The sequence below is a fragment of the Brevibacillus sp. NSP2.1 genome (assembly GCF_000470975.2).
In the GTDB taxonomy this organism is placed as follows: domain Bacteria; phylum Bacillota; class Bacilli; order Brevibacillales; family Brevibacillaceae; genus Brevibacillus; species Brevibacillus agri.
The window spans coordinates 979,493-995,363 of record NZ_CP048274.1; the positions used below are offsets into that span (position 1 = coordinate 979,493).

At 52.0% G+C, this 15,871-nt stretch carries 16 protein-coding genes and 1 pseudogene; 10 read left to right on the forward strand and 7 right to left on the reverse strand.

Annotation, left to right across the window (positions count from 1 at the left end; genetic code table 11):
• The first annotated feature begins 23 nt into the window (after positions 1-23).
• The 3 genes from M655_RS04735 to M655_RS04745 all read left to right on the forward strand — a co-directional run bounded on the left by M655_RS04735 (position 24) and on the right by M655_RS04745 (position 2,269).
• Entirely contained in the window at positions 24-548 is a 525-nt protein-coding gene (locus tag M655_RS04735) for a VanZ family protein (protein ID WP_206699243.1), read from the forward strand.
• A 60-nt stretch (positions 549-608) separates the two neighbouring features.
• A complete protein-coding gene (locus M655_RS04740) occupies positions 609-1,727 on the forward strand; it encodes an acetate/propionate family kinase (protein WP_005835693.1) in 1,119 nt (372 codons plus the stop codon).
• Positions 1,728-1,855: 128 nt separating this feature from the next.
• Positions 1,856-2,269, forward strand: coding sequence for a S1 RNA-binding domain-containing protein (locus M655_RS04745; RefSeq protein WP_005835695.1), 414 nt, complete (start codon positions 1,856-1,858; stop codon positions 2,267-2,269).
• 286 nt (positions 2,270-2,555) lie between these two features.
• Here M655_RS04745 and M655_RS04750 read toward each other — a convergent pair whose 3' ends face one another.
• Together M655_RS04750 and M655_RS04755 are read right to left on the reverse strand one after the other, a co-directional pair.
• Positions 2,556-2,978 carry a hypothetical protein gene (locus M655_RS04750; protein ID WP_005835697.1) on the reverse strand — a complete coding sequence of 141 codons (423 nt, stop codon included), beginning with the start codon at positions 2,976-2,978 and terminating at the stop codon, positions 2,556-2,558.
• A gap of 12 nt (positions 2,979-2,990) precedes the next feature.
• Complete coding sequence (locus tag M655_RS04755) at positions 2,991-3,392, reverse strand: hypothetical protein (protein ID WP_152344126.1); 402 nt, start codon at positions 3,390-3,392, stop codon at positions 2,991-2,993.
• A gap of 735 nt (positions 3,393-4,127) precedes the next feature.
• Between M655_RS04755 and M655_RS27970 the strand changes: the two are divergent.
• Positions 4,128-4,798: pseudogene (locus M655_RS27970) on the forward strand (ISL3 family transposase).
• A gap of 223 nt (positions 4,799-5,021) precedes the next feature.
• Here M655_RS27970 and M655_RS04765 read toward each other — a convergent pair.
• Complete coding sequence (locus tag M655_RS04765) at positions 5,022-5,531, reverse strand: rhodanese-like domain-containing protein (protein ID WP_007786331.1); 510 nt, start codon at positions 5,529-5,531, stop codon at positions 5,022-5,024.
• Between the two features lie 137 nt (positions 5,532-5,668).
• Between M655_RS04765 and M655_RS04770 the strand changes: the two genes are divergently transcribed.
• Together M655_RS04770 and M655_RS04775 are read left to right on the forward strand one after the other, a co-directional pair.
• Complete coding sequence (locus M655_RS04770) at positions 5,669-6,562, forward strand: LysR family transcriptional regulator (protein ID WP_026557992.1); 894 nt, start codon at positions 5,669-5,671, stop codon at positions 6,560-6,562.
• 5 nt (positions 6,563-6,567) lie between these two features.
• Positions 6,568-7,401 carry an alpha/beta hydrolase family protein gene (locus M655_RS04775; protein WP_035423181.1) on the forward strand — a complete coding sequence of 278 codons (834 nt, stop codon included), beginning with the start codon at positions 6,568-6,570 and terminating at the stop codon, positions 7,399-7,401.
• On the opposite strand, the gene M655_RS04780 is transcribed toward M655_RS04775, so the two are convergent.
• Positions 7,398-9,221, reverse strand: a complete 1,824-nt coding sequence (locus tag M655_RS04780; protein WP_026557990.1) for an ATP-binding protein — start codon at positions 9,219-9,221, stop codon at positions 7,398-7,400. The two genes, M655_RS04775 and M655_RS04780, sit on opposite strands and share 4 nt — an antisense overlap.
• Before the next feature lie 5 nt (positions 9,222-9,226).
• Entirely contained in the window at positions 9,227-10,237 is a 1,011-nt protein-coding gene (locus tag M655_RS04785; RefSeq protein WP_005835849.1) for a BMP family ABC transporter substrate-binding protein, read from the reverse strand.
• Positions 10,238-10,437: 200 nt separating this feature from the next.
• Here M655_RS04785 and M655_RS04790 point away from each other — a divergent pair, with 200 nt between their 5' ends.
• Together M655_RS04790 and M655_RS04795 are read left to right on the forward strand one after the other, a co-directional pair.
• Positions 10,438-10,629, forward strand: coding sequence for a hypothetical protein (locus tag M655_RS04790; RefSeq protein WP_005835851.1), 192 nt, complete (start codon positions 10,438-10,440; stop codon positions 10,627-10,629).
• 120 nt (positions 10,630-10,749) lie between these two features.
• Complete coding sequence (locus tag M655_RS04795; RefSeq protein ID WP_005835853.1) at positions 10,750-11,103, forward strand: response regulator; 354 nt, start codon at positions 10,750-10,752, stop codon at positions 11,101-11,103.
• A gap of 65 nt (positions 11,104-11,168) precedes the next feature.
• On the opposite strand, the gene M655_RS04800 is transcribed toward M655_RS04795, so the two are convergent.
• On the reverse strand, positions 11,169-12,155 hold the full coding sequence (locus M655_RS04800; RefSeq protein WP_007786343.1) for an ornithine cyclodeaminase family protein: 987 nt from the start codon (positions 12,153-12,155) through the stop codon (positions 11,169-11,171).
• 17 nt (positions 12,156-12,172) lie between these two features.
• On the reverse strand, positions 12,173-13,474 hold the full coding sequence (locus tag M655_RS04805; RefSeq protein WP_005835856.1) for an MFS transporter: 1,302 nt from the start codon (positions 13,472-13,474) through the stop codon (positions 12,173-12,175).
• A gap of 319 nt (positions 13,475-13,793) precedes the next feature.
• On the opposite strand from M655_RS04805, the gene M655_RS04810 reads away from it, so the two are divergent.
• Positions 13,794-14,348: a helix-turn-helix domain-containing protein gene (locus tag M655_RS04810; protein WP_025845871.1), complete on the forward strand. Its 555-nt coding sequence runs from the start codon at positions 13,794-13,796 to the stop codon at positions 14,346-14,348.
• A gap of 242 nt (positions 14,349-14,590) precedes the next feature.
• Positions 14,591-15,730 carry a WD40/YVTN/BNR-like repeat-containing protein gene (locus M655_RS04815; protein ID WP_026557988.1) on the forward strand — a complete coding sequence of 380 codons (1,140 nt, stop codon included), beginning with the start codon at positions 14,591-14,593 and terminating at the stop codon, positions 15,728-15,730.
• Positions 15,731-15,871: the final 141 nt, after the last annotated feature.

Consider the following 15,871-nt stretch of genomic DNA (forward strand, 5'->3'; position numbering starts at 1 on the left):
GTAAGATGAGGGAAGAACGGAGTATGGGAGGGAACCCAGGCGTGCGCCGCTATCGAAAACTGTTGGATTACTTGCTGTTGACTGCGATTTTGGTGGGCTTGTTCCTGTCGTCCTCCCAGCCATACTACAAACAGGATTTGCGGGGAACCATATCCAAAGTCGTAGATGAAAAAAGCTGGAACGAACGGATGGAAGGGATTACCATTCCGTATGCCGGACGCGAAATCAGCGTCGAGAACAAGGGAGCCGCAGGCTTTATCGAGTTTTTCCTCCGCAAAGGAACGCATTTTACCGTGTTTGCCCTGCTGGCGTTCAGCTTTTACCGCGTGTTTTCCCACCGTCTTGCATTTGCTGTAGCATTGCCCTGGAGCGCCTTTTGCAGCTTGCTGGCGGCGGTTTTGGACGAGTGGCATCAGACGTTTACCCCGGATCGGACAGGAATGGTGAACGACGTTCTGTTGGATTTGTCGGGTTCTGTCACGATGTTGTTGATAATTCTTCTCAATTACATGTATTCACGAAGAGCATATCATTATAAAATGAAGTGAGCGACCGCCATCCTGACCGGGGCTGTTGCTTATTGAGAGATTAGGGAGTGGATGAGATTCGTGTCAGACAAAAAGAACGTGCTCGTACTGAACTGCGGCAGTTCCTCGGTGAAGTACAAGCTTTATGAGATGCCGGGCAAAACATTGCTCGCCCAAGATTATTTACAACAAATTCAACGCGACGAATACGAAGATACGATTCGTGGCGTGTTTGAAACATTAAAGCAATACCGCATTGACATTATCTCGCACCGGGTCGTTCACGGCGGAGAAGCATTCAAACAGTCCGTCGTCATCGACGAACAGGTAAAAGCGGAGATTCGCAGCCTGTCCCGCTTTGCGCCGCTGCACAACCCGATCAACCTGACCGGGATCGAGATCGCGCAAAGCATCTATCCTGAACTGAAGCACGTGGCTGTTTTTGATACCGCGTTTCACCAAACTATGCCGCCATCCTCTTACTTGTACGCGTTGCCATACGAGTATTACGAGCATTACGGCATCCGCAAGTACGGCTTCCACGGCACGTCCCACCGCTATGTGATGAGCCGGGCAGAGGAGATGTTGAACCGGCCGAAGGAGCAGCTCAGGCTTATCAGTTGCCACATCGGCAGCGGCGTCAGCATCACGGCGATTCGCTACGGAGAATCGTTTGACACGTCGATGGGCATGACGCCGTTGGCGGGACTGTCGATGGGAACGCGCAGCGGCAACATCGACCCTGGCATCATTCCTTACATTGAAGAGATCGAAAAGACGGATACAGCGGGCGCGATTACGATTTTGAACAACAAGAGCGGACTGATGGGCGTCTCCGGCGTCTCTAACGATTTGCGCGACGTCATGGAAAAGGCGGCAGAAGGGCATTACCGCAGCCAGCTTGCCCTGGAATTGTTCACGACGATCCTGCATAAACATATCGGGCTGTATCTCGCGCGACTAAATGGCGTCGACGGAATTATTTTTACGGCAGGTGTTGGAGAAAATAGTGCTACCGTCCGTGAAATGGTTTGCACCGGGCTGGAATTCGCCGGGGTCAACTTGGACCGCGAAGCGAACCGGGCAAGCAAAGGCGAAGCGTTTATCAGTACCGAATACTCTCCGGTAAAGGTCATGGTAATTCCTACCAACGAGGAGCTTGTAATGGCTACAGACGCCTACGAGCTGTCTTTTCAATAGCTTGAAGTGCGTCACCTAGAAAGAATAGGCTTTTCAGTATTGGAATTTCTCTGCTATACTAGGAGAATGAGGCTTCTGGTTTGAGGTTCTCACCATTTTTCTGAAATAATAAAAGGAGTGCAAACTGGATGGCAGTACAAGTGGGAAGCATCATCGAAGGAAAAGTGACAGCGATTAAACCGTTTGGGATGTTCGTAGCAGTCAGCGAAACCGAGCAGGGGCTGGTCCACATTTCCCAAGTAGCAAACGGTTTTGTAAAGGATATCAACGATCACTTTACCGTGGGGGCACAAGTAAAGGTCAAAGTTCTCTCCATTGATGATGCAGGTAAAATCTCGCTTTCGGTTCGCGCCGCACTCCCAGCGCCTGAGCGTCCGGAGCGCGAAGAGCGCCGTGGTGGTGGTTATCGTGGAGGCGACCGCGGAGGAAATACAAAACGCGATAGCGCTGCTTCCTTCGAGGACAAATTGAAAAAATGGTTGAAGCACAGCGAAGAGAACCTTGCGACGATCAACAAAAAGAACGCAAAACGTGGCTATTAAAGCCTTGTGATAACGGAAGAAGGACGGGATATCCCGTCTTTTTTTTACGCTTGGAAGCTAAGAAAAGGCAGGGGAATCCCCTGCCTTTTTGCGTGCGCTAATAGATTAATTCCCGAGTTCTGGCTTTACCTTGTTCTTCTTGGGTTTACAAAAAAACGACACAGTGGAAAGACACGATGTCCGGTGGTACAAAAGTCGGCCCTTGTTTAAGGCTTAATTGCAAAATAGACAAAATGACCGCCTTGGCTTGTCAAAGCTCAAAGGCGGTCATTCTGTCTATTTTGCACTATTCCTTTATCCGTTCCTCAGTGACTTTTCCGTCACCGATGCTAAATTGGCCAATAACAGTCTTTCCATCAACGTCATACAGAGGGATGTGGCGACTTCCCTTCGCATTAAGCTGTTTGGTCAAGGCTACTGCTTCACTCGGATTCTTGGGCTTCACCCCTCTTAAATCCTCAGAGCGAACGTATCCAAGAGTCCCGTCCACGCCATATGCCTTAATTAAATCCGGCTCTGCCCCTAGGGAAGTGACATTTAATGCAGAACCATAAGTTTGTCCTTGCTCGTTTATTGGGAACTCTGGAACAGGTGTAGGGTCTTTATCAAGTCCTAATGCAATGCCAGAACCAAAAGATCCTATTACAATCCCGGTTAACAAAGTAGCATAGACAATTACAGTTCGTACACCAAGTCGCTTAATTTGCATTGGGTTCACCTCCTAAAAGTTGATATTTGGAGCAACGTTTGTGAGATAGGTTCGATAGCCGCTACTATCAAAAACTTCAGTTGCACCTCGGCTGTTATAGATACCTGAGCCGCAGTTGCCATACGTTCCAACCCTCATGGAGGCTGTTGCAGAAGAGTTGTAAGTCATTTCTGAAGCTTTACACAAAGCATCCCCTTTAAACAGCCTTGGACCTGCACTCATATATCCCACTGGTATTTTACCCGAATTTTGACTTCCAATCTCTGCTGTATAATACACGTTGTCACCAGTTTTTTCAACAGTTGCCTGATTGTAGTATGAATAGCCACCAATTGGACCAAAGTTGTACACTCGGCTTTCTGCAGCAGATGCATAAACTGCCGTTGCACTTACTCCAATAAGTAAGCCTACCATAAATGACTGGGTGACAACCTTACTATATCTTTTACTTACTAGAAATCGCCTCCCTTCTTAACTTGTTTATACTATACAAAAAGCTTTTTGTATAAAGATGTAAAATTTATAAATGTTTGATTCATCACCATAACCCGTGCTAGACATTGAAAAAACGTAGATGTTCCTCTATCGTGAAAGTTGTCCTGACCATCACAAGATAGGAGGAAATCTACGTTGTCTAACCAGTTTACCACAGACTTAATCGGCCTTCCATCGTTTCAACTTTCCCATTGGGACAAAACGACTGAAACCGATTGGGTAGTGACTCTCACTCCCAATCCAGCCTCTCATCTGTGTCCTCTCTGCCTGAAAGAGAGCACCAATCATGCTCGCCCAGGGCACCGTCTTCTTCGTCACCGCTTTATTCCTTCATGGGGTACTGTCTGGGTACGTGTTCCTGTATATCGACAACGTTGCCACGATTGCCAGATCACCTGGACTCTCGAATGGGATGGAATTCCCTATCGAGGAACGGCTACTTTTGCGTTTCGTCAAATGGCCGTTGAGTTGTGTCAGAAGAGGGATTTGCTTAGCGTTTCCAAACAACTCGGAATCTGCTATACGACATTGGAACGGTGGTATTACCAACTGGCTCCTCAGCTTCTCGCTAAGCCCCAAGATCATCTTACGCCTACTATGGTCTGTCTGGACGAGTTTGCTCTCCAAAAAGGACACAAGTACGGTGTCAACCTCATGGATGCACAAAGCGGGCATATCTGGCAGGTTACAGAAGGGCGTTCACGTGAGCAGGTTCGTCAGGCTCTCATGAACTGGCCCTTTGCTACGCCTCCACAGGTTGTTGTGACAGACTTGGCTCCTGGAATGGCTGAGACGGTTCGCGGTGTTTGGAAGGATGCCACGGTAGTAGCGGACAAGTTCCACGTCATTCAGCTCTTCTCCAAATCGTTAGAAGCTGCTCGTAAACGTACCCGTTCGCGGGGAACTCATCGCCGGGGTAGACATGAACAACGTCTGCTCCACACATCTCCTGATAAACTGAAACCTGAGGAACAGGAGGAATTGAAAGCCTGGTTCGCTCAAGATCCCCATTTGGAACGCCTTACAACGCTCTTCAGCACATGAGAACGGTATATGCAGCTCAGACAGAAGAGTCGGGAAAAGAAGCACTCCAACAATGGATAACCGAGCACCTCACATCTCCCACCTCTGCCGTCCGTTCGATTGCAAAAACAATCGTTCAATGGCGACAGTCGGTTCAGAATTATTTTTCGTTTCGAGTTACAAATGCTCCGATTGAAGGGACACACAACAAAGTGAAAGTCATCAAGCGACGAGCCTATGGGTATCGCAACATCGAGCGGTTCAAGATTCGAATTCGGCTGGAGTGTAAACCAGCCATATAAAAAAGTGAAAAACTACGCTAGAGGAAGATCAAGCACGTTTAATGGTGAAGAGCTATAAAATTGCATAAATAGAAAAAACAGGAAATGTAATACGAGAAAAAAGGAAATACGTAGCAGGATTTGTTTGGCAGGTTGGACCATTTGGCAGCGGTTAAGCCAAGTGATGCCCCTGGCATAAACAAACTCCGCTGCCACACCAAGACGGACGGGAAGAAGATGGCTGTTATCCTTCTACATGGATGACAGCCATCTCTTCTTGTTGCCCGTTTTTATTAACAACCTGATTAGACGAGCTTTCAGGCTTGGGAGCAGTCGCTAACGCCATCATGGGGCGTTCGTTCCACCCCCTTCCCCTCCCGCTGCCAATACTCCATCCCCCAAGCATCTCCTTGACGGCAAAGCCCAGTTCGGCAAGCTTGGCGCACGCTTTCGCTGCACCGTTGCAGGCCGGGCCCCAGCAGTAGACGACGAGCAGCTTGGAACGGTCCAGGAAAGCGGTCGTCTCTGCTGAGATCAGCGGGTGGGGCAGCGAAAAGGCGCCAGAAACGTGGCACTCTCGATACGCCTTTTCGCTGCGGGCGTCGAGAATGACAAAATCGGCTACGCCGTTTTGCAGGTCGTGCGCAACGTTGGACACATCTGTTTCCAGAGCGAGCTTGGCGAGAAAATGACGCTGCGCTTGCGCCAGGGGAGCGGCTGGGGTTTGCAATACGCTTGAGATTCGCATGGACATGTGACATCCTCCTTGGCTTGAGATGATCTCAACTTCAACTTCGACTTCAGCTTAGCATTGATCGAATCATCACCATTATCTATACTATTCCATAAACATCATCATCCATTTCTATAGATGAACAGGAGGGAGCCGCCATGGAGCTGGTGTATCTGCATACGTTTCGCGAGGTGGCCAGATGGGGCAGCTTTACCAGGGCGGCAGAGGAGCTTGGCTATGCGCAGCCGACGGTGACCGCCCAGATGCAAAAACTGGAGCAGTCGTACGGGGTGCCGCTGTTCGAGCGCTATGGGCGCAAACTGCGGCTGACCCAGGCTGGAGAAGCACTTTTGCCGTATGCGAGGGAAATGATTCGGCTATATGGGGAATCTAAGGAGGTCGTGAACCGCCAGGAGAGCGGTCCGCTGACGATTGGCACGATTGACACGCTGGCGGCTTTCTTTTTGCCGCCGTATTTGCAGAGCTTTCGCGAGCATTATCCCAAAGTGGATCTCGTGTTGCGCACGGCCGGCGAGGAAGCGATTTTGCAGCAGCTTCACGAAGGATATCTGGACCTCGGGATCATTTTTGATCGCCGCTGTACCGACAGAGAGCTTGTCGCCGAGACCATTGCCCAGGAGGAACTTGTGATCGTCATGCCTCCCGAGCATCGGCTGGCGGGCTTGCCTACGCTCACCGCCCGCGATCTGGAAAACGAATCGTTCATTCTCACAGAGGAAGGCTGCACGTACCGGGGAATGCTGATTGACGTGTTGAACGAACAAGGCATTGCTCATCGGATCGCGTGCCAGTTCAGCAACCCGGAAGCGATCAAGCAGTGCGTGCGCTGCGGGTTGGGAGTAGCGCTCTTGCCGTCCATGGCTGTGCGCAGAGAGCAGGCGGAGGGGGTGCTTGCTGCCGTGCCTTTTCAAAACGACAAGCCTCCGTTTTTCATCCAGTTGGTCTACCACCAAAAGAAGTGGCTGTCCCCGTCGATGCAGTTTCTTGTAGAAAAATGGACGTCAAAAAGAGCGAAGAGAGAGGAATCGTGAGCAGGATGCAGGTTGATTTATCGCCATTTGTTGCTGTCACTTGCGAAGAGTCGGTCGTGCCGAACGTCGCGCTCTACACGGTCAGCTATTACAGCGACGGCTTGCTGGTCAAGGCGGCTTTGGCTGTACCGGAGAGCTTTTTGACCGACGGGGCCAGACTCCCGGCGCTGCTCTACTGCCGCGGCGGGATCAGAGGGATTGGTCGGGTCCGGCCGGAGCGGATCAGCCAGATGGCGGCCTTTGGCTACGTGATCCTCGCCCCGCACTATCGGGGAAACGAAGGCGGGGAGGGACGCGACGAGTTTGGCGGAGCCGATCGGCAGGACGTGTTTGCGGCGTACGAGCTGCTTGGCAAGCTGAACATCGTCGACGCCCGCCGGATCAGCGCGTACGGCTTTTCCCGGGGCGGGGTCATGGCGTTGTTTGCGGCGATGGAGTGCAAAGGCTTGCTGGCGACGGTCGTCTGGGGCGGCGTCAGCGACATGGCGCTCACGTACGAGGAGCGGGTGGACATGCGGAGAATGCTGCGCAGGCTGATCGGGCACCCGCGCAAGCAGGAGGAAGCTTACCGCTACCGAACCCCGCTGTATCGTGCGGCAGAGATTGCCTGTCCTGTGCTGATTATTCACGGGACAGAAGATGAGAACGTGAGCGTAGAGCACGCCCACAGACTGGCAGAGGCGCTGCGCCAGGCCGGTGTCCCCCACGAAAAATGGCTGGCGGAAGGGGCCAGCCATCTGTTTGTAGGAGACGAAATCGAGTTGTACACGCGCAAAATGTTTGCCTGGCTGGATGAACGCGGCCAGGAACGGGTCGCTGCCACCCAGGCGCTAACCTAATCGACTTTCGGGGTAAGCGGCAGCGTAATCGTAATTTCCGTTCCCTGTCCGGGGGTGCTTTTCACTTGCAGCTCGCCGCCGTGGTTTTCGACCATGCGGCGCGAGATCGGCAAGCCCAGCCCGGTTCCGTCTTCTTTCAGGGAGAAGAACGGCTCGAAAATCCGCACGAGATACTCCGGAGGAATCCCTTCTCCCGTATCTTTCACTTTTATATGTACCGCTTTTTCGTCCAGGTGGCTTTCGATGACAAGAAGGCCGCCTTCTTTCATGGCCTCGATACTGTTTTTCATCAGGTTCAGCAAAATTTGCTTGAGCTGCTCGACATCGGCATGCAGGCGAATATGGGGCGCACAGCGATCCACGATCTCGATGCCGTGCAGCTTCGCTTCGGCATTCATCAACGGGAGAATCGAGTGGATGACGCCCGCGAGATTGACCTCGCGATAGTCCGGCTTGGACGGCTTGGAGAGCATCAACAGTTCGGTGACGATCCGGTTGACGCGCTCGATTTCCTCCAAGATAAGCGGGAGATAGTAGCGATCCCGTTCCTGATCGGACAGGCGCTGTTCCAGCAGTTGGATAAAGCCGTAGATGACGGTCAGCGGATTGCGGATTTCATGGGCGGCTCCGGCTGCCAACTGTCCGACCATGGCGAGTTTTTCCGACTGGTTCAAGTATTCTTGAATCTGCTCCTGTTCGGTAATATCGAGAAAAGCGACCATCCAGCCCGACTCCTGATCGTGCTGGTGATTGTGCAGCGGCACGTACGAGACAAGCGCGATAAAAGGCGTATCATCCTTCTTGTACAGCGTCATTTTGCGATTGACGAACCAGGGGGAGTCCTGACTGTCGGTTGAGGCGGCAAAAGAAGCATCCTTGCACATCGGGTAGCCTGCCTCATCGACCTTGACGAGATCGTTTGCCAGCTTGTTGACGTGAATGCCAGCCCCGGCGTGCGGGTGGGTAATGATCCCGACAGGCAACGAGTTGAGAATTTGCTCGCGAATATTTTTTTCTTCCGTCAAAATTTGCCGTTGCATCGCGTCCTGGGCAAACAAGTTGGCGATGTTGCTCGACATCTTGTTGAACTCGTGGGCCAGCTCGCGGAATTCGTCCTGGTGGGTGTACACGATTTGCTGCCCGAACGTCCCTTTGGACACTTCGCGAGCTTGCTGCATCAACGACTCGATGGGGCGAAGCAGCTCGTTGCGGAAGTAAAACGTGCAGAAAAAGCCGAACAAAATCGCCGCGACCGAAACGGTGTAGGTGAGAATGAGCGATACGCGAATGCTTTCGTTCGTGTGCTGAAACTCTTTGTTCGTCTTGTACTCCAGTTGGTTGAGCGAGAAGGACAAGTCTCGCTCCAACTGGTCGATCAAAGGCTGGACTTCCTGGCTGAGCACATAGCTGACCGCAGGCACGTTGTTTGCCTTGAGCAGCGGATTGATTTTGTTCAAAAAAAGAAAATCCAGCCTGGAAATCGATTCGATGATGGAGAACAAGCCGCTGTTTTCCTCTGTTTTCGTCAGCGAGGCAAAGCGGGCGGTGTCGATCAGATTGGTGTAATACTGGTCGAGATACGACTCGTCACGGGTCAAGGTGTACATGTTCAGGGCGTACGTCTTGGTGTAAATCTGGTTTTTGACCTCCAACAGTGCGCTCGTTTGCGGCAAGACGTTTTGCGTCAGGTGCACTTCATCGGAGGTTACCTTTGTCATCTGGTAGCTGAACAGGCTGGTGACACATCCGATCAAAAGCATCATGACGAGATAGCTGAGCATGATTTTTTTCTGAAATCCAAGATTGCTGAACAGGGACATGCAAATTAACCTCCAAATGAGCCACGGGAAGAAGTGAGACGCTGCAATTCCCGTTCAATATCTTCACGAATTTCCGGGGGCACCATCGGGCCGAACGGGCTGAAATGGTTCACGCCTTCGGCCAGGCCGTACACGACTTTGCCGCTCGGAAGCCGGCCTGCCATGTACTGCTCCAAAATAATCCGGTAGCACTGGCGCACGTCCTGCACCAGCGAGGCGAGAACGTAGTCCGGCGCAATGTAGCGCTGGTCCGCGATGTAGCCGATGGTGTACACCTTGGCCCGCTGCGCTTCGGTAATGACGGCGAGGTTGAAGCTGTCGCCGGTCGTGTAGATGACATCGACGCCGCGGGCGATCATCTCGCGTGTCTTCTGCACCGCATTTTCTATGTCATTAAAATCTGACACTTTTCCGATCACGACCTCCGTTTTCGGGGAAACCTTTTTTACCCCTTCGCGAAAGCCCTCGGCCTGGGCAAGTTCCGGCGGTTTGTCCACCAAAATATAGCCGACTTTGCGGGCGCGGGACATTTTCGCTGCGAGCATGCCGACGAGCTTGCCTGCGGGCTTCATGTCGTAGCGAATCGTCGTCTGGTTGGGATGCGGGGCTTCCCCGTTAAAAGAAACAAAGCGGGTATGCGGATATTGCAGCGCCACGCGGGTAAACGGTTCGGAAAAAATCACGCCATGTCCCAGGATGAGATCGTAGTCACTGGCGGCGTATTTTTGCGCCACGTTCATAATTTGCTCCGGCTTTAAATTGTTCGCGATTTCCAGGGAAAAGCCGAATCTTTTTTGCATTTCCGTGATGCTTTCCATCGCGCTGCTGTTCCAGCCCTGGTCGTAGGTAGGACCTTCCAGCAGCAAGGCCACACGCAATATGTCAGAAGAAGGCCCGCGTTCATTCATGACCTCTTCCAAATGCTTCATACTGGTGATGAACTGGCTGGTAATGAGCAGAAGCAGCCCGACAACCAAAGCGGTGAACAGGGCAAAAAAAGGCTTCAGCTTGAGCATGGATAAATTCTCCTCCAAAGGAAACAGGCGTAGATTCAAGTAATCGGCAAAGAAGTGCACCCCTATTATATCGGAAAAGTGCCGCGATGAAAAAAAGAGGAAATGATGGAGGCAGGTGGAGCTGCATGGAAAAAACGGATCAGGACACGCTAAGGAGGAAAAATACGCAGCAAAAGCGATAAAAAAGGGAGGCGTCTGTCATGGAAAAAGAGATCGTGGAAATCCCGCAAACCGATATACCGGATGAAGTGAGACAGGTCGATTTGCCGGAAATAGGCGAGACGACCCCGCACCCGAAGCCGGAGAGTCCGCTTGCTTCGGGCGCGGGCGAGCAGTCGGTTGGCGAGCGCGGTACAGGCGATGCTACAGGGCCAATCGGCTTTCTTCCATAGGGGAGTGTGCTGCAAACGTTTGTTTCGACAAAAGAAGTCATTTTCTCTCGTGGACAAGGCTTGCGATTTCTGCAAAAGTAATAGGTAGAATGCGAGCAAGATGTGAGGGGATAGGACACCATGGCCCGATTGCTGATTGTAGATGACGCAGCCTTCACGAGAAGGATGCTGACGGATATGCTAGGCGAGCAGCACGAAATTTGCGGAGAGGCGAGCAATGGCTTGGAAGCGATTGAAAAATACAAGGAATTGAAGCCGGACATCGTGACGATGGACATCACGATGCCGCACATGCACGGGATTGAAGCCATGCGCAAAATACTGGATTACGATCGGGATGCCAAGGTGTTGATTTGCTCGGCAGTCGGCCATCGACAAAAGGTGCTGGAGGCGATGAAGACGGGGGCGAGCGACTTCGTCATCAAGCCTTTTCAAAAAGAGCAAATTCTCGATGCGATTTCACGCTTGCTGTAAGCGAACAGGAAACAGCCGCCAAAGCGATGTGCTCTGGCGGCTGTTTGCGTGCAACTTTTGACGCGTTACAAGGAAACTTCCGTGCCGATTCCGGCGGCTTTGGCCCGTTCGTACACCGTCTTGGCTACCGCTGTATCGAGATAGGCGATTCCTACCGACTTGTACAACGTAATTTCCTCTTCGGTTTCCCTGCCCGGCTTTGCGCCGATCAAAATTTCGCCCAATTCCGCATGCAATTGCGCGAAGCTCCATTCGTTTTGCTCAATCGGAATGAGCAGATCGCCTGCCTCGTGCTCGGCGCCTTCCAGCGTGTCGACGACGACCTTGCTTTTTTGCACCGTGGCAGCGTCCACCTCGCGCATGTGCGGGAGAAACGCGCCAATGGCATTGATATGGGTGCCAGGGCGCAGGCTCGCGGCGGCAAACAGCGGCTCGGTCGCTTTGGTGCTGCAGATGACGATCTGTGCCTGCGCGACCGCTTCGTCGGCATTGTCCACGACCGTCAGCTCTCCTTGCCAATCCGGATAGAGCGCCCGCAGGCTCGCTTTCATTTCGTCCGCTTTTGCCCGAGTGCGGTTGTAGAGGAAAATGCGCCGCAGCGGGCGAACCTCCATGACCGCCTGAATCTGGCCGATGGACTGGGCCCCGCAGCCAAGCACTGCGCAAGTGTCGGCATCTTCTTTTGCCAAGTATTTGGTGGCGACGCCGCTGCTTGCCCCTGTGCGCATGACGGTCAAAAGGCTCGCGTCCATCATCGCGACATGCTGTCCGGTTTTGGCTTCGGTCAGCAGGATGACGCTCTGCAGCGACTTGATGTTGTGCTTGTGGTTCTCCGGGAAAATACTGATGACTTTCACCGCCACATAGTCGTCGCCAGCCAGGTAGGAAGGCATGTACAGGCTGGTGGCGCCGTACTTCGGATGGTCAATCGCGGTCCGCACAGGCGTGGTGACCTCTCCTTGCATATGGGCGCGAAAGACGTGCTCCACGTCCTCCAGGCAATCTTTCATCGTGTAGATTTGTTCAATATTTTCGCGGCTCAAGACCAACATGTTGCTCATCCTTTCCATCAGGATTTGTCAAAATCCAAATCCTTCGTTTCCTTCGTTGCGAAGATGGCAACGAGTGAGATCATTCCGCAAAGCACAATGTACAGGGCGACAGGAACCCACGAGTTAAAAGAGCTGAGCAGCGCAGTCGCGATCAGCGGCGCAGTGCCGCCAGCCAGGGCTGCACCGAGCTGATACCCCACAGTTACCCCAGTATAGCGCACATTCGTGCTGAAAATCTCGGAGAAAAGCGTACCGAGCACGGCCGTCACCGGAGCCCAGAGAATGCCCAGACCGATGACCGTGGCGACTGTCAGCCACAGCGCAGACTTCGTGGACAGCATGTAAAAGTAAGGGAAGGCAAAGAGCATCATCGCAATCGTACCGCCGATGTACAGCGGCTTCCGGCCGATTTTGTCCGAGAGCTTGCCCATGAACGGAATCGCAATCGTCGTGACCAGCGTGGCGATAGTGACGGCATTGAGCGCGGTAATCCGGTCGTACTCCAAGTAATTCGTCGCGTAGGCGATGACAAACGTGGAGAAAATGTAGAACGGCCCCGTCTCCACGACTTTTGCCCCGACCGCAATCAGCACGGACTTCCAATGGTAGCGGAACGTATCGACAATCGGCACCTTGGCGATGTTGCCACTGGCTTTCGCCGTCTGGAACGCCGGCGTTTCGTCAATGCCATTGCGAATCCACAATCCCACGAAAACGAGCGCAGCACTCAAAATGAACGGGACACGCCAGCCCCAGGACAAAAACTGTTCCTCGGGAAGCGCACTCATCAAGGAAATCGCCAAAGTGCCGAGCAGCATGCCAATCGTTACGCCCATTTGCGGGATGCTGCCGAAAAAGCCGCGACGGCCTTTGCCGGAATACTCAACCGCGAGCAAGAGCGCGCCGCCCCACTCCCCGCCGATCCCCAAGCCCTGGACCAGACGCATGAGCACGAGCAAGATCGGAGCCCAGACGCCGATGGAGTCGTAATCAGGCAGCAAGCCGATCAGCACGGTCGCGCTGCCCATGAGCGAGAGCGTCAGCACCAGCGTCTTCTTGCGGCCGATCTTGTCACCGATGTGGCTGAAAATGACCCCGCCAAGCGGACGGATGAAAAAAGGAAGACCAAACGACAAATAAGAGAGCAGTAAGCCTACAGTTGGATCGGTAGAAGGGAAAAACAGCTTGTTGAAGACGAGAGACGCCATCGTGCCATAAAGAAAAAAGTCGAACCATTCAATCGAGCTGCCAATCAGACTGGCGAACAGCGCCTTGTTTTGAACTTGCCTGGAAACTCCCGCTTGTGGTTGAAGTGCCATCAGTTTTCAGATCCTCCCTTGGTGTGTAGGATGATGTTAGTTGTAAAGTGGGTGCGTGGCGCAGCAGACCACCTGCCTTTCCGGATTTTTGCACAAGTAAGGAAAAGGGAAGCTGGCGACACCGAATTGAAGTGATACTTCAATTTATAGTTGAAGTGACACTTCAATTTTCGGGCGTAAAAAAAGCGAAAGCGCTTTTTGTCTGATAATAGTAAAGATTATAAAAGATAATAATATTTGCCGCAAGAGCGTTTTGCACCTTTTCTGCACACACGGTATGATAAACCTATCCTGCAAAATTCAATTCGAGGTAGAGCGGATGAAACCTACTATTGGCGTCTTGATTAAGTCGTTGCGGCTTGGCAAGAAAAAGACCCTGAAGCAAATATCGGAAAAAACCGAACTGTCGATAAGCTTTTTGTCCCAGGTGGAACGGGGGAAGTCCTCGATTACGCTGGAGTCGCTGAAAAAAATTTCGGAGGCGCTGGAGGTCAGCCCGAGCTATTTCTTTTCGGAGAAGCCCGCGAACAGGACTGACCGTGTGCGCCGGGGCGGCAACAAGCCGGCTGCGCCAAGCGACTTCCCGTTTGTGTATGAGGACTTGTCCGGCGATCTGGCGACTCGTCTGCTGGAGCCGATCCTCGTCACCTTGCAGCCGCATGAGGACAACGGAACGCCTTTTGTGCATAAAGGACAGGAGTTCATCTACGTGCTGGAGGGCGTGCTGACGCTGCTTTTGGGCGAGGAGGAGCACGACTTGTACCCGGGAGACAGCATCCACATGGAGTCCTCCACGCCGCACAACTGGCTGAACCGCACCGGAGAGGTCGTCCGTTTTTTGTGCGTCAATTCGGTTGCGGAAAAAGAGCAGTAGAAAAATGGTCAACCTATGCGGCGATCGCTTCCAGGTATTGTGCAGGGGAGCGGTCGCCGAGTTTTTTGCGGGGACGTTCGTTGGGGGAGTCGATGTATTCGCCAATGGGTTTGCGTGCCGTGCGTGCCGCAGTTTTGCTGTCAGGTTTCTCAAGGTAAAGCTGAACAGGGGAGTTCCTGGTCTGAATGGAGAATAGCGTCTGCGGACTTCAGGTGTTTTATATATGACAGGAGGTCGTACATTTGGCGAGCAAACTAAACAAGCTGATTTATATAGGAATCCTTTTATGCCTTTCCACATTAATCGCCTGCTCGGTTACTCCCCCAACAGAAAATGTCACGGAAGCAATTAGCCTTCCTAAAATCATAATGAACACGGAAAACATTGGGTGGTCGGTTGTTCAGGAGTCACTCTTATGGACAACGGACGGAGGCGTCCATTGGAAAGTAGCAAGTCCAACGGATGTAAAAGTTTCAGAAGGGCAGTATTTTATCTTGGACGATAAGCAAGCGTGGATTGCATCAGATCATGAATCAACGGTAACGATCCATCATACTAGGGATGGAGGAAAAACGTGGAAAACGATGGGGGAGATAAAAACCAAAGGAATTTTTCCGCGGATTTTCTTCACAGACGAGAAAAGCGGTTGGATGATGGTATCGATTAAAAGAGCCATGAATGCGGATTCTGTCCAAATTCTGCAAACGACAGATGGTGGTGCAAAATGGAGAACGGTTGCAGAATCGGAATCAACCGAAACAGGAAATGTCCCCGTAGAGGGAAATAAGACGGGCATTTCCTTCCGCGATAGGTCTACTGGCTGGATTCGTTCTGTCCAATTGGTGCAGGAATTACCCTGGCTTTCTCATACGAAAGACGGGGGACTTTCGTGGAAGAAGCAGTACCTCATTGTTCCCAAACTAGAGGAACCTGCCCCCTTTACTTTTGATTCGCCAAAGTTTTTCTCCGAGAAAGAAGGAATCCTCGTATTCCACAGTGAATGTGAGCGCCAACAGTGTACCTATTTCTTCCAAACAACAAATGGCGGAGATAGTTGGGTCCATCATACAGTATTAAAATACAACAACCCGAATTTTTACATGAATTACGATTTTGTATCCATCCATACTGGTTGGACTACGGACGGGGAAAACTTGTATCACACGAATGATTATGCAATGAGTTGGAAAATGCTGGTCAAGAACAGAGAAGTCGACAAAACCGTTGCGGATAGCGACCGGATTGTCTCGATTGATTTTGTTACGGATCAAGTAGGATGGATCGTCATTTCCAGTCAAGTGGCGCCAAATCAATTATTCAAGACAACAGACGGCGGCCATACTTGGCGGATCGTCCACCCACGTCTCGTCGATCGTCATTAGATTGTTTTATGCGCAGTATCCGCATGGCTCATTGTTATGCGGCCCCCTCCAGTTGCTCCAAAACAAGGAAAAGGCATGCCTGAGTCTTGCCATGAGGGGAGATTACCAAGAGAGCAGCCATGCGCTGCTGCGCCGGAAAAA